Annotated in this window: 19 protein-coding genes; 10 read left to right on the top strand and 9 right to left on the bottom strand. The window is 35.6% G+C overall.

All coding sequences use genetic code 11. The features are described 5' to 3' along the window. Positions 1-13: 13 nt before the first annotated feature. On the bottom strand, positions 14-1,630 hold the full coding sequence (locus ABJ955_RS01380; RefSeq protein WP_347372810.1) for an FMN-binding glutamate synthase family protein: 1,617 nt from the start codon (positions 1,628-1,630) through the stop codon (positions 14-16). A gap of 147 nt (positions 1,631-1,777) precedes the next feature. Here ABJ955_RS01380 and ABJ955_RS01375 point away from each other — a divergent pair, with 147 nt between their 5' ends. Next, positions 1,778-4,093, top strand: a complete 2,316-nt coding sequence (locus tag ABJ955_RS01375; RefSeq protein ID WP_347374347.1) for a UvrD-helicase domain-containing protein — start codon at positions 1,778-1,780, stop codon at positions 4,091-4,093. 24 nt (positions 4,094-4,117) lie between these two features. Here ABJ955_RS01375 and ABJ955_RS01370 read toward each other — a convergent pair whose 3' ends face one another. Beyond that, on the bottom strand, positions 4,118-4,990 hold the full coding sequence (locus ABJ955_RS01370; protein ID WP_347372809.1) for an alpha/beta hydrolase: 873 nt from the start codon (positions 4,988-4,990) through the stop codon (positions 4,118-4,120). Positions 4,991-5,176: 186 nt separating this feature from the next. Here ABJ955_RS01370 and ABJ955_RS01365 point away from each other — a divergent pair, with 186 nt between their 5' ends. After that, on the top strand, positions 5,177-5,794 hold the full coding sequence (locus ABJ955_RS01365; protein WP_347372808.1) for an L-threonylcarbamoyladenylate synthase: 618 nt from the start codon (positions 5,177-5,179) through the stop codon (positions 5,792-5,794). 1 nt (position 5,795) lies between these two features. Here the strand turns inward: ABJ955_RS01365 and ABJ955_RS01360 are convergent, their stop codons facing one another. The 4 genes from ABJ955_RS01360 to ABJ955_RS01345 all read right to left on the bottom strand — a co-directional run bounded on the left by ABJ955_RS01360 (position 5,796) and on the right by ABJ955_RS01345 (position 8,897). Continuing rightward, positions 5,796-6,254, bottom strand: a complete 459-nt coding sequence (locus ABJ955_RS01360) for a nuclear transport factor 2 family protein (RefSeq protein WP_347374346.1) — start codon at positions 6,252-6,254, stop codon at positions 5,796-5,798. Positions 6,255-6,452: 198 nt separating this feature from the next. Continuing rightward, positions 6,453-7,316 carry an OmpA family protein gene (locus ABJ955_RS01355; protein WP_347372807.1) on the bottom strand — a complete coding sequence of 288 codons (864 nt, stop codon included), beginning with the start codon at positions 7,314-7,316 and terminating at the stop codon, positions 6,453-6,455. A gap of 106 nt (positions 7,317-7,422) precedes the next feature. Next, on the bottom strand, positions 7,423-8,415 hold the full coding sequence (locus ABJ955_RS01350) for a glycosyltransferase family 2 protein (RefSeq protein WP_347372806.1): 993 nt from the start codon (positions 8,413-8,415) through the stop codon (positions 7,423-7,425). Between the two features lie 38 nt (positions 8,416-8,453). Further along, a complete protein-coding gene (locus ABJ955_RS01345; protein ID WP_347372805.1) occupies positions 8,454-8,897 on the bottom strand; it encodes a type I restriction enzyme HsdR N-terminal domain-containing protein in 444 nt (147 codons plus the stop codon). Between the two features lie 63 nt (positions 8,898-8,960). Between ABJ955_RS01345 and holA the strand changes: the two genes are divergently transcribed. Further along, complete coding sequence (holA, locus tag ABJ955_RS01340; protein WP_347372804.1) at positions 8,961-9,965, top strand: DNA polymerase III subunit delta; 1,005 nt, start codon at positions 8,961-8,963, stop codon at positions 9,963-9,965. A gap of 23 nt (positions 9,966-9,988) precedes the next feature. Here the strand turns inward: holA and ABJ955_RS01335 are convergent, their stop codons facing one another. Next, positions 9,989-10,369: a DoxX family protein gene (locus tag ABJ955_RS01335; RefSeq protein ID WP_347372803.1), complete on the bottom strand. Its 381-nt coding sequence runs from the start codon at positions 10,367-10,369 to the stop codon at positions 9,989-9,991. Positions 10,370-10,575: 206 nt separating this feature from the next. On the opposite strand from ABJ955_RS01335, the gene ABJ955_RS01330 reads away from it, so the two are divergent. The 6 genes from ABJ955_RS01330 to ABJ955_RS01305 all read left to right on the top strand — a co-directional run bounded on the left by ABJ955_RS01330 (position 10,576) and on the right by ABJ955_RS01305 (position 18,833). Continuing rightward, entirely contained in the window at positions 10,576-13,842 is a 3,267-nt protein-coding gene (locus ABJ955_RS01330; RefSeq protein ID WP_347372802.1) for a choice-of-anchor I family protein, read from the top strand. 105 nt (positions 13,843-13,947) lie between these two features. Then, complete coding sequence (gene menA, locus ABJ955_RS01325; protein ID WP_347372801.1) at positions 13,948-14,907, top strand: 1,4-dihydroxy-2-naphthoate octaprenyltransferase; 960 nt, start codon at positions 13,948-13,950, stop codon at positions 14,905-14,907. A gap of 9 nt (positions 14,908-14,916) precedes the next feature. Beyond that, positions 14,917-15,597: a metal-dependent hydrolase gene (locus ABJ955_RS01320; RefSeq protein WP_347372800.1), complete on the top strand. Its 681-nt coding sequence runs from the start codon at positions 14,917-14,919 to the stop codon at positions 15,595-15,597. A 121-nt stretch (positions 15,598-15,718) separates the two neighbouring features. Continuing rightward, entirely contained in the window at positions 15,719-16,765 is a 1,047-nt protein-coding gene (locus ABJ955_RS01315; RefSeq protein WP_347372799.1) for an o-succinylbenzoate synthase, read from the top strand. A gap of 26 nt (positions 16,766-16,791) precedes the next feature. Next, positions 16,792-17,763 (top strand): lysostaphin resistance A-like protein, encoded by a 972-nt coding sequence (locus ABJ955_RS01310; protein ID WP_347372798.1) that lies wholly within the window; start codon positions 16,792-16,794, stop codon positions 17,761-17,763. Further along, positions 17,763-18,833, top strand: coding sequence for an AMP-binding protein (locus ABJ955_RS01305; RefSeq protein WP_347372797.1), 1,071 nt, complete (start codon positions 17,763-17,765; stop codon positions 18,831-18,833). The genes ABJ955_RS01310 and ABJ955_RS01305 overlap by 1 nt, the downstream gene beginning before the upstream one ends. Positions 18,834-18,940: 107 nt before the next feature. Here the strand turns inward: ABJ955_RS01305 and ABJ955_RS01300 are convergent, their stop codons facing one another. After that, the gene (locus ABJ955_RS01300) at positions 18,941-19,438 is read right to left on the bottom strand and encodes a hypothetical protein (RefSeq protein WP_347372796.1); all 498 of its coding nucleotides are present in this window, start codon (positions 19,436-19,438) and stop codon (positions 18,941-18,943) included. Positions 19,439-19,630: 192 nt separating this feature from the next. Between ABJ955_RS01300 and ABJ955_RS01295 the strand changes: the two genes are divergently transcribed. Then, on the top strand, positions 19,631-21,529 hold the full coding sequence (locus ABJ955_RS01295; protein ID WP_347372795.1) for a von Willebrand factor type A domain-containing protein: 1,899 nt from the start codon (positions 19,631-19,633) through the stop codon (positions 21,527-21,529). 97 nt (positions 21,530-21,626) lie between these two features. Here ABJ955_RS01295 and ABJ955_RS01290 read toward each other — a convergent pair whose 3' ends face one another. Continuing rightward, positions 21,627-23,270 (bottom strand): carboxyl transferase domain-containing protein, encoded by a 1,644-nt coding sequence (locus tag ABJ955_RS01290; RefSeq protein WP_347372794.1) that lies wholly within the window; start codon positions 23,268-23,270, stop codon positions 21,627-21,629. Between the last annotated feature and the right edge of the window lie 54 nt (positions 23,271-23,324).

Here is a 23,324-nt window from a genome sequence, read left to right as displayed (position 1 = left end):
TTTTATATGAATATTAATATCGTACCATATTTTCCTTCTTCATTGCTTTCACTTCTTTTTTAGCTTCTTTTTGATGAAAATTACCCCCTAAATGTTCGCATTCGGCTAAGTGCTTCATACTTTTAAAAGGTACATCGCATTTATGATACATAAAAGTTTGAGAAAGTGTGCTTATTAGATTTTTATCACCTACGGTTAAATCTACATCCTCCATCGTAAATTGGCAAGGGTGTTCATATCCGCATGCGTGCGTCATTTCTAAAAGCTCTTTCCTAAAATTTTTGAAGTAAAAATGCGCCCGTACAGATTTGTCTTCAATATTAATTCCGCGCTGCAACCATTTATTTTGAGTCGCCACGCCACTTGGGCATTTGTTGGTATGGCATTGTTGGGCTTGTATACATCCTATGCTCATCATCGCCTCACGCGCAACATTTACCAGGTCTGCTCCCATTGAGAATGCCATTGCTGCTCTTGCAGGAAAACCCAATTTTCCACTTCCAATAAAGACTATTTGATCGCAGATAGCGTGTTTTTTAAATATTTTATAGACTTCAGCAAAACCAAAAAGCCACGGTAATGAAACATGATCTGCAAAACTAGGTGGTGAAGCACCTGTTCCACCTTCACCTCCGTCAATGGTTATAAAATCTGGGCCTTTGCCTGTTTCTTTCATTATTTTTGCCAACTGCTCCCATTCGTTTAAACGGCCGACAGCAGACTTAATTCCAACGGGAAGCCCAGTTGCTTCAGCAATACTTTCCACAAATTCAACCAATCCTTGAACCCCTTGAAACGCAGAATGAGTTGGTGGAGAAAGCACATCTTTCCCTAAAGGTACATGTCTTATTTCAGCAATTTCTTGGGTTATTTTTGCACCCGGAAGTACGCCACCTTTCCCTGGTTTTGCACCTTGTGAAAGTTTTACTTCAATAGCTCTAACTTGTGGATTTTCATTTACAAGCTTTACCATTTTTTCCATTGAAAAATTTCCATTGTCATCACGAACTCCAAAATATCCTGTTCCAAAGTGAAAAACAACATCTGCCCCTGTTTTGTGATATGGCGAAAGGCCGCCTTCCCCTGTGTTATGATAGCAATAAGCAAGTCCGCAACCTTTATTTAATGATGCTACCGCTCGTGCAGAAAGCGAACCAAAACTCATGGCGGATACATTAATTACCGATGTAGGGCGATAAGGACGGCGGCGTTTATGAAATTCACCCATTAATTTTGCACAGGGTAAAAAATAAGGGTTTTTATAATTGGGGTTTTCTTTTTCTACCTTAAAGGGAAGTAGTGAATTGTTTATAAATATATAATTAGGCTCATATATATCACGGTCGGTACCAAAACCCTCATAATTGTTTTCATTCTTGGCAGAAGCATAAATCCAGCCGCGTTCTATTCGATTGAATGGAAGTTCTTCACGATTATTAGCAACTATGTATTGCCTAATTTCTGGCCCAATACCTTCAAGCATATACCTAATATGTCCAATTATCGGGAAGTTATGACTTATAGTGTGATGTTTGTTAAAAAAAACGTCGCGAATAGCAACAAGAAATACTACTAAAAGTACCCAGACCCACCATGGAATCTGTCCTAAGAAAGATAAGATTTCGTTCATTTAATCAAATTTTTATAAAGGTATTTAAAATAAAATTGTTTTTAAAAGAATAAAGCCGAAGTAAATCATTGTTTATAATTTTCATAGAATTCTCTTTCCTTGTTTCTATCATTATGGCTATTTTCACAGCTTGAAGAAAATGTAGTTTTGGAAAATTATTTAGAACAACTTAATGAAGCCCAACGCGCACCCGTATTGCAAAAAGACGGGGCAATGATCGTTATTGCAGGCGCAGGTTCTGGGAAGACCCGTGTGCTAACTTTTCGAATTGCGTATTTAATGTCGCAAGGTGTGGATCCGTTTAATATTTTATCGCTAACCTTTACCAATAAGGCTGCAAGGGAAATGAAAAAACGTATCTCACAAATTGTGGGGACAAGTGAAGCCAAGAATCTTTGGATGGGAACTTTTCATAGTATTTTTGCAAAAATACTCCGGTTTGAAGCTGATAAGCTTGGGTATCCTTCCAACTTCACGATTTATGATACCCAAGATTCACAAAGCGTAATTCGTGCGGTTATTAAAGAAATGCACCTCGATAAAGATGTCTATAAATACAAGCAAGTGTATTCTCGGATCTCTTCCTATAAAAATAGCTTGATAACTGTAAAGGCATACTTCAACAATCCAGAATTGATGGAAGCAGACGCTATGGCAAAAATGCCCCGGTTGGGAGATATTTATAAATCGTATGTAGATAAATGCTTTAAAGCAGGTGCAATGGATTTTGATGATCTGTTGCTAAAAACAAATGAGCTTTTAACGCGTTTTCCAGACGTATTGGCCAGATACCAAAATCGTTTTCGCTACATTTTGGTAGATGAGTATCAAGATACCAATCATAGTCAATATTTAATTGTACGTGCGCTTTCAGATAAATTTCAGAATATATGTGTTGTTGGTGATGATGCGCAAAGTATCTATGCTTTTAGAGGGGCGAATATTAATAATATTTTGAATTTTCAAAAGGATTATGATGAAGTAAAAGTGTTTCGTTTGGAACAAAACTACCGTTCCACAAAAAACATTGTCAATGCAGCAAATAATATCATTGAAAAAAATAAAACAAGACTCGAAAAAGTAGTGTGGACGGCAAACGATGAGGGCCCTAAAATCCTCGTAAACCGTACAATGACTGATGGAGACGAAGGTCGTTTTGTGGCAAGTTCCATATTTGAAAATAAAATGAACCATCAATTAAAAGATGGTGATTTTGCAATTCTATACCGTACAAATGCACAAAGCCGTGCTATTGAAGACGCTCTTAGAAAGAAAGATATTCCGTATAGAATATACGGCGGGCTCAGTTTTTATCAACGAAAAGAAATTAAAGACGTACTTGCGTATTTACGTTTGGTATTAAACCCAAAAGATGAAGAAGCATTAAAACGCGTTATAAACTATCCCGCTCGTGGTATTGGTGAAACAACGATGGAGCGATTAATAGTTGCAGCAAACCATTACAATCGTTCGATTTTTGAAGTGATGAAGAACATTGATAAAATCGATTTGAAAATTAATTCAGGAACCAAAACCAAATTACAAGATTTTGTTACTATGGTTGAAAGTTTTCAGGTTCTAAATAGCGGGTATGATGTGTTTACGATTACGGAGCATGTTTCAAAAAAAACCGGATTGCTTCAGGAATTGAAAAAAGACGGTACTCCAGAAGGTATTGCACGAATTGAAAATATTGAGGAACTGCTTAATGGTATGCGCGATTTTGTAGAAGAACAGAAAGAAATTGCCGATGCCACAGGTTCACTTTCAGAATTTATGGAAGATGTAGCGCTTGCAACTGATTTGGACAATGATAAAGGCGATGGCGATCGGGTAGCTTTGATGACTGTCCATTTGGCAAAAGGATTGGAGTTTCCATACGTATATATTGTGGGGATGGAAGAGGATCTTTTTCCGAGTGGAATGAGTATGAATACCCGCAGTGAATTAGAAGAAGAACGCAGGCTATTTTATGTGGCTTTAACACGTGCAGAAAAGCAGGCCTATTTAACATATACCCAATCTCGCTATCGTTGGGGGAAGCTTATAGATGCTGAACCAAGTCGTTTTATTGAAGAAATAGACGAAAGTTTTTTAGAGTACTTAACTCCAATTACAGAAAATCGCTACAAACCATTATTAGATGCTGATATTTTTGATGAAGTAGATCATAGCAAACTTCGCCTTCAAAAACCTATTGCAGGAAAAGCACCCATGGGGCCAACAGAAGCGCAATTGCGAAAATTACGTAGGTTAAAACCTGTTACAAGCGATACCGATAAAAACTTTAACGCTGAAGATGCCAATCTAAATGTTGGAACAATTGTAGAACACGTTCGCTTCGGAAAAGGAAAAATTTTAAAAATTGAAGGCATTGGCGCCGATACTAAAGCGGAAATAGATTTTGAAAACGGGGGATTAAAAAAGTTACTGCTTCGTTTTGCAAAGCTGAAAGTTATCTAAAACTGAATTCGAAAGCATAAAACCTTATTCAGATACCTTTAGATATGTATTAATATACATACTTAATTGTGTTTTTAAATCTTCATAATCATTTGAAGACCAATCGCCATGACCACCATCATAAACAGTGAAGTTATGGTCAACCTGTGCATTATTTAGCGCGGTATTTAAAGTAATTGCGTTCGAGAGTGGTACCAAAGGGTCTGTGTTTCCATAAAAAAGTAGGGAAGGGCTGCTAGCATTAGAAACTTGCAAGGCCGGACTCAAAACTGCTGCATAATTTGTTCCAGTAGGATACGCGCTTTCATCCACAAGAGCGGTAAGATAAACCGGAAAATTTGGATTGTCGCTGTAAAATGGATCAGTAAAATCTGCCGGACCAACAATATTACCAACCATTTTTACTTGGTCATCGCTGTCATAAACAGAATCGTACATCAATGAAATATGTGCGCCAGCACTTGCCCCAATAAGTCCAAATTGCGGAAGAATTTGCAGTTCATTTTTCTCAGAAGTCAACTTATTTATTACGGCATCTAAGTCTAAAAACTGGTTAGGAAAAGCAGGTGTATTGACAGTTGCCAATACATAATTCATATTAACTATTGCGTGATTGGGGTGTACTTGCTGAATAAAAGGGATAAAGGAGCCCATGTCTGATTTATCTCCTTCAGTCCAACCACCGCCATGTACTAAAACAATTACTTTTGTTTTTTCTGAAGAACGGTTTGCAGGTAAATAAAGGTCGTATTTTTCTTGAGAATTATTTCCGTAGGAAACATTTAGAAAAGTTTCGGCAGCCAAGGTGTCAGCCCTATCAGAGTCATTGTCTTTAGTACAAGAAATAAAACTAAAATGAATTCCGAAGTAAATAATTATAAGGAGGAGTTTTTTCATAAAAGGTTTTGTTCTAATCATAACGATAGAAATTGCTTTTTATGTAAAGAATTTTAAAGGAAGTTATCTTTTTTTAAAAATAGTAAGTAACTTTAAATAAAAATACTGCTCCTATTAATAGGGTTAAAAATAACATTAACTTGTGAAATCCTGTAAACGAACTAGAAGCGATAAATTTTTTTAAGCATGGCAGAATTTATAAAAATCTACGAGGAGAACCCAAATCCAAAAGAAATTAAACGCGTTGTAAAAATTCTTCGTGATGGAGGAGTTGTAATTTATCCGAGCGATACTGTTTATGCTCTTGGATGCGATATAAGAAATAATCGCGCCATGGAACGCGTGGCACAACTAAGAGGTGTAAAACTTGAGAAAGCGAATTTCTCTTTTGTGTGTGAGGATTTAAGTAATTTGAGTGATTATGTAAAACAAATAGATTCGCCCACATTTAAACTCTTAAAGCGAAATTTACCTGGCCCGTACACGTTTATTCTTCCTGGAAATAATAACCTTCCAACAGTTTTTAAAAAGAAAAAAGAAGTAGGAATTCGGGTTCCTGATAATGCGATAACCCGGGCTATTGTGCATGAGCTGGGCAATCCAATTATTTCTACTTCTATAAAAGACGAAGATGAGGTTATTGAATATACAACCGATCCAGAGCTTATTCTTGAAAAATGGGATAATCTAGTCGATTTGGTAATTGATGGGGGGTATGGTGGAAACATTCCTTCAACAGTAATTGACTTAACGGGTGCTGAGCCGGTAGTAATTCGAGAGGGAAAAGGAAGTTTGGAACTTTAGATTAGCGGTTCTTTTTCTTTTGAAATTCTCTAAGCAAATAGGTTGTTTGAGCGTTTAATTGTTTTTTAAAGAAAGGCGTCCACCCCATTAAAAAGCCTTTAAAACCTAACGCTTGTTTTGACCATCTATATAAGTTGAAGCTGTCTACGTGGCTTATTATTTTCCCGTTTTTAATTTTGAAGGAAGCATTGACAACATTATGTACTTTTCTACCTGTTTTACTAAAGGTATAAAAGGCTTCCCATCTTGCTTTTCCAGCTTGTGATGTAGATTCAAAGTTTGATGCAATTACTTTAAAGTTTTTTCCTTTTTGTGTTTTACAAAGCATACGCCACATGTTTTTTGCTTCTTCCCCTTTTAAAACTCCAAATGCAGGGTCTTCAAATATGATAGTATCGTGGTAACAATCAACCATAGCTTCTGCATCTAAATTTGCAAAAGCAGTATAAAAGGTTTCAATTATATTTTCTTCTTTTGTTGCGATGATTTTATAATTTACGGTTACAATAATATACTATTTCTTGATTTAAGGATAACTATAAAAAGAATGTACTATGTTTTAATTAACGGGGATGTAAAAGTATCTTTAATTTTCGCTTTAAAAAAATAAAACCCAGTCGTTAGGGACTGGGTTTTTAATAGCTATTCCTTTTGAAAATTACTTTCCTCCAGCTTCAAGATTTTTCATTTCTTTCTCGATCATATCATAGAATTGATCAATTTTTGGAAGTACTAAAATACGAGTACGTCTGTTTGTAGCTCTGTTTTCAGCAGTTGTGTTAGGTACTAAGGGTACGTATTCTGAACGTCCCGCTGCAACCAATCGCGATGGTGCAACACCAAGGTTTTGAAGCTCTCTAACAATTGCAGTAGCTCGTTTTACACTTAAATCCCAGTTGTCTAACAATTCACCTCTTTTCCCGTAAGGAACATTGTCTGTATGGCCTTCAACCATAGCCTCGAAGTCTGGCTTGCCGTTAATTACTTTTGCAACTTTACCTAAAATTTCGGTAGCTCTACCTGAAATTTGGTAGCTACCACTCTTAAAGATTACTTTGTCTGAAAGTGAAATATAAACAACACCTTTTTCAACATTTACTTCAATGTCTGGGTCATTTATACCAACTTCTTTTTTAAGACTAGTAACAAGTGCAAGGGTAACGCTATCTTTTTTATTAAGGGCGTCCTGTAAACGTGTAATTTTTAAATCCTTTTCTTTAAGACTTTCCAATGATTTCTCAAGGTTTGTAGCTCCTTTTGATGTTAACATTGTAAGTTCTTTAGAACTTTGAATAAGGTCAGCATTTGTTTTTTTCATATCAGCCAATCGCTCTTCCAGCTCTTTAGCACGTGCTGTAGATGCCGCTCTTTCAGTAAGACAGTCATTAAGTTTAACTGTTGCTGTATTTAGCAAATCCTGCGTATTTTTTTGCTTTGCTTCAAGTTCAGCATATTTTTTCTTAGGGACACAAGAGGTCAGGGCTAAACCAGAACACATTACTAAAATCAATAGTTTTTTCATAATTTTTAACGTGTTATATTAGATTGTTGTTTTTAAATTTAAGAACCAAAATTATTAAAATAGCAGTCACTTAAGAAACGATTAACAATACTTTAAGTAAAAAAAATTAAAGTTCGTTAAAATTTTTATTATTGCGTATAAAATACTGATATACAATAGATTTAATGTGATAGAATTTTAAATTTGAGGCGTATTTTTTCCTTTTTTGAAGAAATTTTGGAATTAATTTATAGAAACCAATGTGCGCTTTTATAATAGCTAGGAAATGTTTGGGTTTTCCTTGAAATAAAAATTGAAAAGCAGCAACTCCATCAAGCACCATTCTTATAAAAAGTATTACGAAAGCTTGTAAGCCATTTACATTTTTTAAGAGGTTTAAAAGTGAATTTCTAAAATTATAAAATGTCTTCTTCGGGTTTGAAGTTTCTAAGGTTGCCCCACCAACATGATAGACTGTTGAAGTACCTACATATTTAATTTTCCCCCCCTGAGACTGCATGCGCCAGCAAAGATCTATTTCTTCTTGATGCGCAAAATAATCCTCATCAAACCCACCAGCTTCCCAAAAAGCTTTTGCTTTTACAAAGAAACAAGCACCAGAGGCCCAAAAAATTTCAGTTATATCATTGTATTGTCTTAAATCTTTTTCTAAACTATTGAAGATACGTCCGCGGCAGAAAGGATAGCCGTATTTATCAATAAAACCTCCAGCAGCACCAGCATATTCAAAGTACTCTTTATTTTTATAATCAAGAATTTTTGGTTGTGCTGCAACTAGATTAGGTTCATTTTTAAATTCTGAAATTATTGGCTCTAACCAATTTTTTGTTACTTGAACATCGCTATTCAACAAAACAAAAATAGCTTCAGAAAGATTTTTTAAAGCATCGTTATAACCTTTGGCATACCCCCCATTAACCATGTTTTGAATGATTTTCACAGTCGGAAAATTTTCAGAAATAAAAGTGATTGAAGTATCCGTTGAGGCATTATCGGCTACATAAACCGTAGCTTCAGTTGAAAAATTCACTACAGTGGGCAGGAATTTTTCAAGCAACTGCTGCCCATTCCAATTTAAGATGACTATTGCTATTTTCACAGGTATAAAGATAGTTTTTTGAAGCGTTTTTGTGATGCTTATTTGTAGTTTGGAATTTCTTTTAGAAACTGATAACGTTCTTTTTCAAAATCCATTTGGCAGAAATAATGCGCTAAACCGTTTGTAACCATTAAGTATTCTGCTTGTAACGCTAAGTTATAACGTGCAATTTGATCGAAAGTAAGTTGTGTAATTGCTATGGATGGCGCTTTGCATTCTACAATTAAAAAAATACTGCCATCTTTATTAAAAACCACTACGTCGTATCTTTTTACGGTAGTGTTAATCTTTATCTGTTTTTCAACATTAATGAGGCTTTTAGGGTATTTTTTTTCGTTTATCAGAAATTGAACTGTATGTACCCGAACCCATTCTTCGGGAGTAAGGACCACAAATTTTTTTCTGATTTCATCAAAAACCAATGTTTTATTTTCGCTACTTTTGAAGCGAAAGGAGTATTCCTGAAAGTTTAGTTTTTGCATACGCAAAGATTCAAAATTTATCCCTCAATCTGTAATCCTGAATTGTAAATTGTAAAACGTCCAATGCCATTAGACAAAGTAAAATCTATTATCAACGATATAAAAAGCGGAAACACAAAGCCAATCTACTTTTTGATGGGAGAGGAACCTTATTATATTGATGGTATTTCAAAATATATAGAAGAAAAAGTTTTGTCTGAAGAAGAAAAAGGCTTTAATCAAATGGTGCTTTATGGGCGTGATATTTCAATTGAAGATATTATTAGCAATGCCAAGCGCTACCCTATGATGGCAGAAAAGCAGGTTGTAATTGTTAAAGAAGCGCAAGACCTTTCTAGAACTATTGAAAATTTGGCGGGGTATGCTGATAACCCACAGCCTACAACAGTTTTGGTGCTTTGTTACAAATATAAAACTTTAGATAAGCGGAAGAAATTAGCAAAAACAGTTGCTAAAACAGGGGTGCTTTTTGAAAGTAAAAAACTGTACGATAATCAAGTTCCAGATTGGATAATACGGGTGCTTGCAGGAAAAGGCTATACTATTACCCCAAAAGCTGCTCAAATGCTGGTGGAGTTTTTAGGAAATGATTTAAATAAAATAAATAATGAGCTTGAAAAACTGCAACTTATTATAAAAGCTGGGGAGCAAATTACACCGCAGCTTATTGAAGAAAATATTGGGATTAGTAAGGATTTCAATAATTTTGAGTTACAAAATGCCATTGGCGCGAAGGATATAAAAAAGGCTTTTGCGATTATTCAATACTTTTCACAAAACCAAAAAAATAATCCCTTGGTAATGACGGTAGCTTTGCTTTACAGTTTCTTTTCAAAACTACTAAAATATCACGCATTGACTAATAAAGGAGATGCCGCAAAAGCGTTGGGTGTTAATCCGTTTTTTATAAAAGATTATCAAACTGCAGCACGAAATTACCCCATGAAAAAAGTGAGCGCTATTATAAGTGCAATTCGCGAAGTGGATATGAAAAGTAAAGGTGTAGGAGCCGCCAATCTTCCACAAGCCGATTTATTAAAAGAATTGTTGGTAAAAATTTTTAATTGAAAATAATTTTTTATTTCTATCAACTATTTTCTATCAACTGCATACTTTCCAGCTCCTAAAAGTGCAATTGCGCTAAATGCCATTAAATAAAGTAGCGCCATTTCTTTTGTTCCTAATGGATCTGCTCCGTGAACAATAAAAGCTGCAACAGCCATTGTAATTATAACTGGGATGGCAGCCAATCGGGTTTTAAAGCCTATAAGCACGAGAATAGGGAAAAATACTTCGCAAAGAACCGCCAAGACTAATGTAGCTGTTTCGCCTATGCCTATTGGATTTCCAAATGAAAAATCTCCAGAAAACATTTTTAGAAGTTTTGGAATTCCGTGGGTAAGCATCATTCCACTAAAACCTACTCGGAGTATAAGCAATCCAATATTTGAAAAGTTTGTGCTGTTCATCATTCTAATTTTTAAAAAATTATAAAACGAAAATAATCAATTTATTTTTATGAAAAAGGTTTGGTAACTCCCAGTTTACAATTCCGTAAAATCAATGCTGTGTCCTACTTATTTTTTTAAATAATTCTTCATTTAAGCTTAAAGTTGGCTTAAAACAATTCGCTTCTGCACAGCTTATTTTAGCGGAAAATTTATAATTATAAATACTAATGAAAAAAACCACACTTTTTGCATTTTTGCTTTTAAGCACATTTTCATTCTCACAAAATTCTTTAAGTATAGAAAAAGGATTGGCTACATCTTTTGAGATTACTGAAATTTTTTCTGGTCAAGATGGAACAGATTTAACCGCTGATTGGTTCGAAATTAAGAATACCGGAGCTTCAGTGTATCAAGTTGCCGTGGATGGTAACTTGTATTATGACGATGAATCTGCCGATCCTACCACTGCAGATATCATTCAAGGTATTTCAGAAATTCAACCAAATAGTTTTGCAATTGTAATACTAGGTGACGCAAGCGATGTTGCAACTTTTACTACGGTTTGGAGTGAAGTTATAGACTTTACAGGGATTCAAATTGGTTACACAGATGGCGCTGGCCTTGGTGCTGGTGGTGATGCAGTAAATTTATGGCTGGGCGATCCACTAACGACTGCGGTTATTGCTTCTGCTTCATATCCCGATACATCTGCAAACGATGGTCAAACTTACGATATTGATCTTGCTACTTTTAGTGTTGTTGGTAATATTAATAACGCTGTTGCAACTAAGGCTATGGGAGGCGGAAGTGCAGCTGTGCCTAATATTGGTTCTCCTGGAAATGTAGCAGGTGCTTTTAAACTTATTATTACTGAAATATTCTCAGGTCAAGACGGGACAGATTTAACTGCAGACTGGTTTGAAATTAAAAACACTGGTACCGCCGCTTGGGTTTCTGGCGTTGATGACAATTTGTATTATGACGATGAATCTGCTGATCCTACTACTGCAGATATTATTCATGGTATTTCAGAAATTCAACCAAATGGTTTTGCGGTTGTATTAATAGGAGATGCAAGCGATGTTGCAACTTTTACTGCTGTTTGGAGCCAAGTAATAGATTTGTCTACTGTTCAAATAGGCTATACTGATGGCGCTGGCCTTGGTGCTGGTGGTGATGCAGTGAATATTTGGGCAAGCGACCCAATGGCAACTTTGCCAGTAAATACTGCTTCATATCCAGATACTTCCGCAAACGATGGTCAGTCTTTTGATGTAGAGCTTGCTGCTTTTAGTATGGTGGGAAATGCCAATGGTGCTGTGGAAACGATTGATTTAGGAGGGAGTAATGCAGATGTTCCTAATATCGGGTCTCCTGGAAATGGAACCGCTGTTAATACAGTTAGTGTTCAGTTTGAGACGTCTTATATTTCAGTTCCTGAAGATGGAAATTCTGTAACGATACATGTTCAGGTTTCACAAGCACCAACCGTTAATGGAACAGTTGAGGTAAGTTTGCATCAGGGTGGAACTGCTGTTGAAGGCACAGATTTTACATTTGCTTCTACGCAGGCTTTAAGTTTTAACGCAGGGAGTACTGCTTCACAATCGGTGACAATTCCTATTCTAAACAATACTGAAGATGGGAGTGATTTGTTCTTCGTTCTTTCACTTGCAAACGAATCAAATGTAACCATAGGAACTACAGCTTTATTTTCAGTATATATACTTGATGATGATACAGAAGTACCTTCAGCAAACACTTCAGAACTTGATGTAAACTATCTAACAAGTTATTTAGTTGATGCTGGTGGAACTGCAGAAATTACAGCTTATGATCCTGCTTCTCAGCGTCTTTTTGTAACTACAGTAGGTGCTATTGAAGCTTTAGACTTTTCTGATCCAGAAAATATTACTTCTATAGCTACAGTTGCTATTACTTCTTTTGGAAGTTCTGTGCAAAGTGTAGCAGTAAACAATGGAATGGTTGCCGCAGCAATTGCAGCCAACAATCCTCTTGATAACGGTTTTGTAGTCCTTGCAGATACAGATGGAAATAATACCACCGTATTGGAAGTAGGTTCTTTACCAGATATGCTTACCTTTTCTCCAGATGGCACAAAGCTTTTGGTAGCAAATGAAGGCCAACCGAGTAACGATTATACAATAGATCCGGAAGGTTCTGTTTCTGTAATTGATGTTACCGCTGGTTTGGGAAATATTACACAAGCAGATGTAACTACTTTAAATTTTAATGCTTTTGATTCACAAGAAGCTGTTTTAAAAGCTGCTGGAGTTCGTGTTTTTGGTCCAAATGCAACAGTTTCACAGGATATGGAACCAGAATATATTGCGGTTTCAGACGATTCGCAAATGGCTTACGTAGTTCTTCAAGAGAATAATGCGTATGCAATAATTGATTTAACTACTTTGGAAATTACTGAAATTATTTCCTTCGGAAAAAAAGACCATAGTTTACCGCAGCACTCTTTGGATACTTCAGATGAAACTGATTTTATTTTCAACGCTTCTTGGCCCGTTCACGGGTTGTACATGCCAGATGCGGTTTCTTATTACTCGGTAAACGGTACAGGGTATATTGTTACTGCCAATGAAGGAGATTCACGTGATTATTCTGGGTACGAAGAAGAAAAAAAGATTGGCGATGCAGATTATATTTTAGATCCAGCTATTTTTTCTGATGCAGCTATATTAGAATTAAAAACCAACCTAGGCGATATAAATGTAAGCGCTGCTTCTGGGGATGCAGATGGCGATGGCTTATATGAAGAAATACACGTTTTTGGAGGACGTTCTTTTAGCATTTTTGAAGCAGAAACAGGAAACTTAGTTTACGATAGTGGCAACGATTTTGAAGTAATTACTGCTGCAGACCCAACATTGGGGGGCATATTTAATGCGAGTAATGATAATAATACATTCAAAAACAGAAGTGATAACAAAGGGCCAGAGCCAGAAGGCGTGGTGGTGAAACAAATTGGCGATCAAGCGTATGCTTTTATACTATTAGAACGTGTTGGTGGAATGATGGTTTATAATGTTACCGATCCCGCAAATCCAGCATTCCTTCAGTATGTAAATAGTAGAGGAACAGCTCCTGGAGCACCTGAAAGTGGAGATTTAGGGCCAGAAGGAGTTGTGTATATTGCTGCTGCAGATAGCCCAACGGGGAAAGCTTTGGTGATTCTTTCAAATGAAGTGAGCGCTACCCTAAGTATTTATTCGTTAGATAATGTTTTTCTTTCTGTGAATGACAATGAACTTGACGCAGTTGAAAGCTTTAAAGTGTATCCAAACCCAGCGAATGAGAATGTGTTTTTAAGTAAACCAGATTTTTATACTGTTTTTGATATGTTGGGACGTAAAATTATTTCAACAAATGAAACGGCATCCTTGAATGTTTCTAGCCTTAATGCTGGAACGTACATTATTAAAAATGAGGCAGGGGTTTCACAAAAATTGATTATTAAGTAGTTGTTTATTTTTTATATTTTGAATTGTTAAGCTTTAAACCGCTTCTTTAATTAGAAGCGGTTTTTACTTTTTAAATGTATTTTTGTGTTTCAAAAAATATCTTGAATGACAAAAATTAAAGCTTGGTTTGCAGCCGCAAGATTACGCACATTGCCACTTTCGGTTTCAGGGATTATTGTTGGGGCGAGTGCTGGAATAGTTCAAAAAAATATTTTTTTTCAAGAACAAGCTGATATAGAGTTTGGTGGAGTAGTTTGCTTATCTGGTTCATCAATAATTGAATCACTTACGTTTTGGTTAGCAATAATAGTCACCATCGGTTTTCAAGTGCTTTCTAATTTTGCAAACGATTATGGAGATGGCATACGCGGAACAGACGCCAAAAGAAAAGGCGAAAAACGAATGGTTGCTTCGGGGATAATTTCACCAAAACAGATGAAAATTGGAATGATTAGTACCGGAATCATTACTTTTTTCTTAGCTACAATTTTAATTTTCAAAGCTTTTGGAAATCAAAATTTCATCATTTCTTTTGTGTTTTTTAATCTTACAATTGTTTCCATTATTGCGGCTGTAAAATATACTGTGGGTAAAAAAGCTTACGGTTATTCTGGCTTAGGCGATGTTTTTGTATTTCTGTTTTTCGGATTATTGAGCGTTTTAGGAAGCTACTATCTTTTTACACACAGCTTAAATTGGGGGTTGGTGTTGCCAGCTACAGCAATAGGTTGTTTTAGTACCGCAGTATTAAATTTAAACAATATGCGCGATATTGAAAATGACGCCACCGCAGGAAAAAATACGTTAGTTGTTAAATTGGGGATTAAAAAAGCAAAGCAATATCACGCTTTCTTATTGCTTTTTGGAATGTTATGTGCACTAATTTACACCATAATCAATTATCGCGAACCCTTGCAGTTTGTATATATTCTTGCTTTTATTCCTTTTTTACTAAACATTAAAACTGTTTTTAACAACAAGATACCTATGTTACTTGATGGTGAATTGAAAAAAGTTGCGTTAAGCACTTTTTTGTTTGCAATCTTGTTTAGTATATTTATTTAAAAAAATAATATGAAAATTACATTCTACGGGCATAATTGCTTGGGTATTGAGATAAAAGGTAAAAACATTTTGGTAGATCCTTTTATTACCGGAAACGACCTTGCAAAAGATAAAATTGACATTACGACTCTTAAGGCAGATTATATTCTGTTAACCCATGCACATCAAGATCATACACTTGATGCTGAGGCAATAGCTAAAAATACAGCAGCTGTAATTGTCAGTAATTTTGAGATAGCGACACATTACGAAACAAAAGGTATTGAAGTACACCCAATGAATCATGGAGGAAGCTGGAAATTTGAATTCGGAAAAGTAAAATATGTAAACGCCATCCACACAAGCTCTTTTGCAGATGGAAGCTACGGTGGTCAACCTGGGGGTTTTGTGATTGAAGGCGAACATAAAAATATATATATTGCGGGCGATACTGCGCTAACAATGGATATGAAATTGATACCGCTACAAACAAAGTTAGATTTGGCAATTTTACCTATAGGCGATAACTTTACTATGGGAATTGAAGATGCAATTATTGCTAGCGATTTTGTGCAGTGCGATAAAGTATTGGGTGTCCATTACGATACTTTTGGCTATGTTGAGATTGACCACGAAGAAGCAAAACGTAAATTTTATGATGCTAATAAAGATTTAATGCTTCTTGAAATAGGAGAGAGTATAGAATTATAAAAAGGGAACACCGAGTAGGGACGCGATTAATCACGCGCCTACAATAAGTCAATTTTGCATTATTGCAAAAAAAAATAACTTCAAAATTTAAATCGACTCTTAATCAACCTAATAATCCTAAGTGAAAGCAACATTTCATAAGCATATTCTAAATTTCAAGCGTCCTAGCGGGACTTCTCGGGGGGTGATGAAAACTAAAGAAACATTTTTTCTTATTTTAAAAACGAAAGAAAGTTTTGGAGTAGGGGAATGTGGTCTGTTACGAGGTTTAAGCATAGACGATCGCATAGATTATGAAGCAACCCTTAAAAGAGCTTGCGAAGCTATTAGCCAAGGTGTAAAAGAAGAAAAAATACTTGAAGAATTACAAGAATTTCCTTCAATACAATTCGGGATTGAAACCGCTTTTAAATCTTTAAATTCTAAAAATCCATTTGAAATTTTTCCTTCACAATTTACACGTGGTGAAGCTACAATTCCAATAAATGGTTTAGTTTGGATGGGCGATAAAGCTTTTATGAAAGCACAAATTTCGGAAAAGTTAAAGCAAGGTTTTACCTGCATTAAAATGAAGATTGGGGCAATAGATTTCAAAACTGAATTGGGATTGCTAAAAGCCATCCGAAAAGAATTTTCAGCTTTGGAAGTTGAACTTCGCGTAGATGCAAATGGTGCTTTTTTATACAGAGAAGCTTTAGAAAAATTAAAAATTCTTTCAGACCTACAATTACATTCCATTGAGCAACCCATAAAACAAGGACAGTGGCAAGAAATGGCACGTCTTTGTGAAGAGACACCCCTACCAATTGCCTTGGATGAGGAATTGATAGGCATTTTTTTAGATGAAGAAAAAAATAAGTTGATCGATACCATAGGTCCTCAATATATAATTATAAAGCCCTCATTAATAGGAGGTTTTGGCGGGAGCGATAGCTGGATAAACCTTGCTGAAAACCATAAAGCAGGGTGGTGGATTACTTCTGCTTTGGAGAGTAATGTCGGATTAAACGCGATTTCACAATATACATTCACAAAAAATAGTAAATTGCCTCAAGGTTTAGGCACAGGAAGCCTATATACTAATAATATTGAGAGTCCATTGGAGGTATCAAAAGGAACTTTATGCTATCTTGTAAATGCACAGTGGAATTTTAAAATACCTCAGTAAAGTAAATTTTTTATAAATCATTATATATGTATATTCAACAAGCTTTTAGATATAAAAACGAATGGTGGCGTTATTTAGTTGGATTTACAATTGTTTTTATTGTAAGTCAAATTGGGGCACTACCTTTTATTATTGTTGCTGCGCTTAAAATGTTTTCAGAAGGGAAAGATATAACTTCATTACAAGACCAAAATACGCTGATGACTATTTTGGACTCTAACCTAACGCTGTTTTTGATGCTTCTTAGTTTTGCAATTGGCTTGGCTGGACTATTTTTGATAGTGAAACACTTTCATAAACAACCACTTTTAAAATTAACTACTTCTCGTAAAAAAATTGATTGGGGTCGTATCTTTTTTTCATTCGGACTTATTGTTCTCACAACACTCGGGTTTACATTATTAGATTATTACAATAATCCAGAAAATTATGTGGTGCAGTTTGATTTAGTTCCATTCCTCATTTTAGCTGTAATTGTTATAGTTATGATCCCCATGCAAACAAGTTTTGAAGAGTATGTATTTCGCGGTTATTTAATGCAGGGAATCGGTGTTTTAGCAAAAAATAGATGGCTTCCCTTATTAATAACTTCAGTGGTCTTTGGGGCACTCCACATTTCAAACCCAGAAGTAGGTAAGTTAGGAAACATAGTGATGGTTTACTATATTGGGACAGGTTTTTTCCTTGGTATTATGACGCTTATGGATGAAGGAATGGAGCTTGCATTAGGTTTTCATGCAGGAAATAATTTAATAGCGGCGCTTTTGGTAACCTCCGATTGGACTGTATTTAAAACTCATTCCATTTTAAAAGATATTTCAGAGCCCTCCGCTGGTATAGATGTTATCGCACCAGTTTTAATTTTATATCCAATCTTTTTATTAATCATGGCTTGGCGTTATAAATGGAGTGATTGGGGAGGAAAGCTTTTTGGAAAAGTTGATGAACCTCTCGAGATGGTTGAAGAAAACGCTTCAAAGGCAACAGCTATAGAATAGTGGAACCGTTAGTACACACCAAATTTAAGCTTAACGAGAATGCATTCCTTTCGGCTGAAGCACTAAATACTTATGCGTTAAAATTAGTTGAAAACGGAAATAACTACGAGGCATCAATAGGACGTTTTATTGTAGAATGGCTAAATGGAAATGATTTTATAAAGGTTCGTACTTCTGGCTCTACAGGAGTGCCAAAAGAGGTTTTACTTAAAAAAATCCACGTATTTAATAGCGCCAATGCTACAAATATGTATTTCGATTTAAAAGAAGATACAAAGGCGCTTTTATGTCTTTCTGCAGAATATATAGCTGGCAAAATGATGCTTGTTCGTGCAATGATAGGAGGCTGGAATTTACATGCTGTTGCTCCTAAAAAAAATCCACTTAAAAAAAGTAAGGATGAATTCGATTTTACAGCAATGGTTCCGTATCAAGCGTTTTATTCATTAGCTGATTTGCCCAAAGTAAAAAAACTGATTATTGGTGGTGGTGCGCTGTCAAATGTGCTTGAAAAAGAACTGCAACATATTAAAACCGCCGTATTTGCTACCTATGGAATGACTGAAACCATCAGCCACATTGCTGTGCGCCCTATAAATGGTGCTGAAAAATCGCCTGTTTTTTCGGCACTTCCAAAAGTAATTTTTTCACAAACTGAAAATGATTGTTTGCAAATTCATGCCTCAGAAATTTCGGAAGAAACGGTGGTTACAAATGATGTTGTTGAGCTCCTTTCACCAACTTCCTTTAAATTTTTAGGAAGAATCGATACTGTAATAAATACAGGAGGTGTAAAAGTGCATCCGGAGTTGGTAGAGGAAAAACTTTCGCAACATATTCATTCTCCTTTTATTGTTGCTTCTGAAAAAAATGAAGCTTTAGGCGATCAATTGATTTTAATAGTAGAACGTAGTGAAAATTTGAAGTTAGAAGATTTTTCGGAAGCTTTTAAAGTACTTTCAAAATATGAAATACCTAAAAAAATCTATAAAACGGCTCAGTTTATTTATACAGATACAGGAAAAATAAAAAGAGGGGCAATTATAGAAAAAACAGAAATTATAAAATAGCTCTTTAAAACTTTCTAGAGCATGAAAGACCTATTTTAGTATATTTTTTGATAGCCAATCCATTGACGAAGATATAGAAGTACGCTAACTTATATAGGCCAAGGCTTTTATGTTACAGGTTGATCTTGCTGTTGAAATTGATTTTTCAAATTTCCTTCCAGTTTTAAATCTTGTACTATTTTATCGCGTGTAGGTTTTTGAAGTATTAACCATCCCGCTAGTACTAATGTGATTATTAAAAAATAGAGATTTCCGTCATGCATAAATGCTGTTACACTTAATAATGCAGGCGCTTCAATAAGAGCATATTTTATAAGAGCTGCAGTTTGTATGCCGCTCAACTTTTCTGTTAATGTGTTTTTTGAAGCCAGTTTTTTTAAAATGTTTTGGTATATATAATTTCCAGCTACTATTCCTAAAATTGCCATTATAGGCACAATAAAGAATAATTTATCTCCATTGTAGCTTAATATTAATGCGTGTTCTTTTGTTTGTAAAAAAATAATTAAGGCAAATAGTAGCACACCACCTACCATAGATAAATGAATAAGAGCGTATGTTCTAAAAAAAGATTTTGGTGTAAGAAGAGGCGTTTTTTTTTGCATAATTCAGGGAGGTTAGGAGTTTACATTTTCATTTATTTTAATAAAAAAAGAATAAAAAGTTATCAAATGTAGTTTTTTTGTTAAAAGTATCCAACTTTCCCTCATCCAAAACCCGCGTTCCCTCATTCGTTATTTTATGTTTTCATCCTGTAGGGTAGTTTTACTTTAAGTTAAACCCTAAACCCACGTATTATGAAAAAAATAATAACATTTTTAGCAGCTGCATTGCTGAGTTTTCAGCTGCAAGCACAGTCAATTATAATTTCTGGAACGACAACTGAAGATACAGGACTTCCATTGCCAGGAGTAAATATTAGTGTAAAAGGCACTTTCTCTGGTACACAATCCGATTTTGATGGTAATTATAGTATAGCAGCAGAAATTGGACAGAAATTAGTCTTTTCGTATGTAGGGTTTAAAACCAAAGAAATAAAGGTGAAAAACTCCGAAAAGATAAACGTGAGTTTAGAACCTAGTGCATCTTTAGATGAAGTTGTTGTAACAGCATATGCAACAAAAAGGGAAAAGAATTTTTTAGGATATTCTGTTACTACTAAAAATTCAAAATCTCTTAATAAATCATTGCAAGGTAAAGCTGCAGGGGTTCAAATAAGTTCAATTAATGGAAATTCTAGATCCGAACAAAAAGTTTTAATTCGAGGAACATCGTCAAATCATTCAAATCCCGTATCTGATAACGAATCTTACGGGCGTATTAATGAAAATATTTTCAAAAGTGTAACTACTGCACCCCTTTCTACATTTTCTATAGATGTGGATAAAGCAGGGTATAGCAACATTCGTAGGATGCTAAACAACGGACAAAAAGTTCCGCAAGACGCCGTGAAAATTGAAGAAATGATAAATTATTTCGCATATAACTATCCGCAGCCTACAGCTAATGATCCGTTTTCCATAACTGCAGATGTTGTAAATAGTCCTTGGAATCAAGATTCAAAACTGGTTCGGATTGGGCTTAAAGGAAAAGACATCTCCTTAGAAAATGTACCGCCTTCAAACCTTGTTTTTTTACTGGATGTTTCAGGGTCTATGGAAAACCCAAATAAATTGCCTTTGCTAAAAGCTGCTCTAAATGTATTGGTGGATAAATTAAGAGAAAAGGATAAAGTTTCAATTGTAGTGTATGCCGGAGCTGCTGGCTTGGTACTTTCACCTACTTCTGGAGCAGAGAAAAATAAAATTTTAGCAGCTATAAACAATCTAAGCGCTGGTGGCTCAACAGCAGGTGGTGCTGGAATTGAATTGGCTTATAAAATTGCGGAGGAAAACTTCAGTAAAAAAGGAAACAATCGTGTGATTCTTGCAACTGATGGCGATTTTAATGTAGGTGCTTCCAGTGATCGTTCCATGGAAAACTTAATAGAAGAAAAACGTAAATCGGGTGTGTTTCTTACTTGTCTTGGTTTCGGAATGGGGAATTATAAAGATAGTAAACTAGAAACATTAGCAGCTAAAGGCAACGGAAATCACGCGTATATCGATACCATGCAAGAAGCACAAAAAGTATTGGGAACAGAGTTTTTTGGGACGCTTTATACCATTGCAAAAGATGTGAAAATACAAGTGGAATTCAACCCTACAAAGGTGCAAGCATACCGATTGATTGGGTATGAAAACCGTTTACTGAACGATGAAGATTTTAAAGATGACACCAAAGATGCGGGTGAATTAGGAAGCGGACATACAGTTACAGCGTTGTATGAAATTATTCCTGTAGGCGTAAAAAGTAAATATGTAAAAGATATAGACAACCTAAAATACACCAAGCAAAGTGGGCAAGTTTTTACAGATGAACTGCTTACGGTAAAATTTAGATACAAAGAGCCAACTGGCGATGTAAGCAAACTGATTGTAAAAACATTAAAAGATGGCGGTGAATCAATTGATGATGCTACTGACGATTTAAAATTTTCAGCAGCAGTCGCTCTTTTTGGTATGCAATTACGCAAATCGGAATTTATAAATACAAAAAAGAAGGAAGACGTACTTGCGCTTGCTGAAGCAGGAAAAGGAAGCGATAGTGATGGTTATAGAGCCGAATTTATACGCTTGGTAAAAAGCAGTAAATAATTTTCTAAACTATATTTTTGAGGTGGTTTGGTTTTTTTGAGAGAAGGGCACGAAAGTGCCCTTTTTTTAATTTCTATAATCATATTCTCAATTAGCATTACACCTGAATAATTCCCAGATTAAAAGGTTTTTCAATAGGGGCATGATTGGCAGCTTCAATCCCCATAGAAATCCATTTACGAGTATCTAAGGGGTCAATAACGGCATCTGTCCATATTCTTGAAGCCGCATAAAACGGAGAAATTTGTTTGTCATAACGCGCTTTAATTTTATCGAATAATTCTTTTTCAACTTCAGGGGTAATTTCTTCACCTTTCTTTTTTAATGAAGCTGTTTCAATTTGAAGCAAAACTTTGGCAGCACTGTTTCCACTCATTACGGCAAGTTCTGCACTTGGCCAAGCAACTATCAATCTTGGGTCATAGGCTTTTCCACACATTGCATAGTTTCCTGCGCCATAACTATTTCCTATAACGATGGTAAATTTAGGTACAACACTATTACTCACAGCATTTACCATTTTGGCACCATCTTTAATAATTCCGCCATGCTCGCTTTTACTACCTACCATAAATCCAGTAACATCCTGTAAAAACACAAGTGGTATTTTCTTTTGGTTGCAATTTGCAATAAAACGTGTGGCTTTATCTGCGCTATCACTATAAATTACGCCTCCAAATTGCATTTCACTCGGTTTGGTTTTTGCCTTTGTTGTTTTTACCAAAGTGCGTTGGTTTGCAACAATACCAACTGCCCAGCCATCAATGCGTGCATAGGCTGTTATAATTGTTTGTCCATAACCTTCTTTATATTCATCAAAATCACTATTATCAACCAAGCGTTTTATTATTTCACGCATATCGTATTGTTCCGAACGTGATTTTGGTAGAATACCATAAATATCTTCTTGCTTTTCTTTTGGCTTCAAAGCTTTTTCACGGTTGAAACCTGCTTTGTCGAAATCACCAATTTTAGAAACTATATTTTTAATTTTATCGAGGGCGTCTTTGTCGTCTTTAGCTTTATAATCTGTTACCCCGCTTACTTCACAATGCGTGGTTGCTCCACCAAGTGTTTCGTTATCGATGGATTCGCCGATGGCGGCTTTCACTAGATAACTTCCTGCTAGAAAAATACTTCCGGTTTTATCGACAATCATAGCTTCATCACTCATAATTGGAAGGTAGGCGCCACCAGCCACACAACTGCCCATAACCGCAGCAATCTGGGTAATACCCATGCTGCTCATTACAGCATTGTTTCTAAATATTCTTCCAAAGTGTTCTTTGTCTGGAAAAATTTCATCTTGCATCGGTAAATAAACACCTGCGCTATCTACAAGATAAATTATTGGGAGTCGGTTTTCAATGGAAATTTCTTGCGCACGTAGATTTTTTTTAGCGGTAATAGGAAACCAAGCGCCCGCTTTTACCGTCGCATCGTTAGCAACAACAATGCATTGTTTGCCTTTTATATACCCAATTTTTACAACTACTCCTGCACTTGGCGCACCACCGTGTTCCGCGTACATGCCCTCGCCAGCAAAAGCACCAATTTCAATACTTGGTTTGTTTGTGTCCAGCAAATATTCAATACGCTCGCGAGCCGTTAGTTTGCCTTGGGCATGCTGCTTGTCTATTCTTTTTTGACCTCCGCCAAGTTTTAGGTGTGCAAGCTTGTTTTTTAAATCTGAAACTAGAAGTTTATTGTGATCTTCGTTTTTGTTGAAGTTTAAATCCATTGAGAAAATAAGTTTGCGCTAAAATACGAAATGCAGACAACTCAATTCCATAAC

It is taken from the genome of Aequorivita sp. Q41, assembly GCF_039831855.1.
Taxonomy (GTDB): domain Bacteria; phylum Bacteroidota; class Bacteroidia; order Flavobacteriales; family Flavobacteriaceae; genus Aequorivita.
Note: the sequence above shows the minus strand (reverse complement) of the source record. Positions and strands in the feature narration are given on the sequence as shown.

Coding starts and splice junctions, on each gene's coding strand:
- ABJ955_RS01290 (WP_347372794.1), bottom strand. CDS start 23,270: ATGGATTTAAACTTCAACAAAAACGAAGATCACAATAAACTTCTAGTT.
- holA (WP_347372804.1), top strand. CDS start 8,961: ATGCCATTAGACAAAGTAAAATCTATTATCAACGATATAAAAAGCGGA.
- ABJ955_RS01330 (WP_347372802.1), top strand. CDS start 10,576: ATGAAAAAAACCACACTTTTTGCATTTTTGCTTTTAAGCACATTTTCA.
- ABJ955_RS01380 (WP_347372810.1), bottom strand. CDS start 1,630: ATGAACGAAATCTTATCTTTCTTAGGACAGATTCCATGGTGGGTCTGG.
- ABJ955_RS01310 (WP_347372798.1), top strand. CDS start 16,792: ATGTATATTCAACAAGCTTTTAGATATAAAAACGAATGGTGGCGTTAT.
- ABJ955_RS01295 (WP_347372795.1), top strand. CDS start 19,631: ATGAAAAAAATAATAACATTTTTAGCAGCTGCATTGCTGAGTTTTCAG.
- ABJ955_RS01300 (WP_347372796.1), bottom strand. CDS start 19,438: ATGCAAAAAAAAACGCCTCTTCTTACACCAAAATCTTTTTTTAGAACA.
- ABJ955_RS01335 (WP_347372803.1), bottom strand. CDS start 10,369: ATGATGAACAGCACAAACTTTTCAAATATTGGATTGCTTATACTCCGA.
- ABJ955_RS01365 (WP_347372808.1), top strand. CDS start 5,177: ATGGCAGAATTTATAAAAATCTACGAGGAGAACCCAAATCCAAAAGAA.
- ABJ955_RS01345 (WP_347372805.1), bottom strand. CDS start 8,897: ATGCAAAAACTAAACTTTCAGGAATACTCCTTTCGCTTCAAAAGTAGC.
- ABJ955_RS01370 (WP_347372809.1), bottom strand. CDS start 4,990: ATGAAAAAACTCCTCCTTATAATTATTTACTTCGGAATTCATTTTAGT.
- ABJ955_RS01320 (WP_347372800.1), top strand. CDS start 14,917: ATGAAAATTACATTCTACGGGCATAATTGCTTGGGTATTGAGATAAAA.
- menA (WP_347372801.1), top strand. CDS start 13,948: ATGACAAAAATTAAAGCTTGGTTTGCAGCCGCAAGATTACGCACATTG.
- ABJ955_RS01355 (WP_347372807.1), bottom strand. CDS start 7,316: ATGAAAAAACTATTGATTTTAGTAATGTGTTCTGGTTTAGCCCTGACC.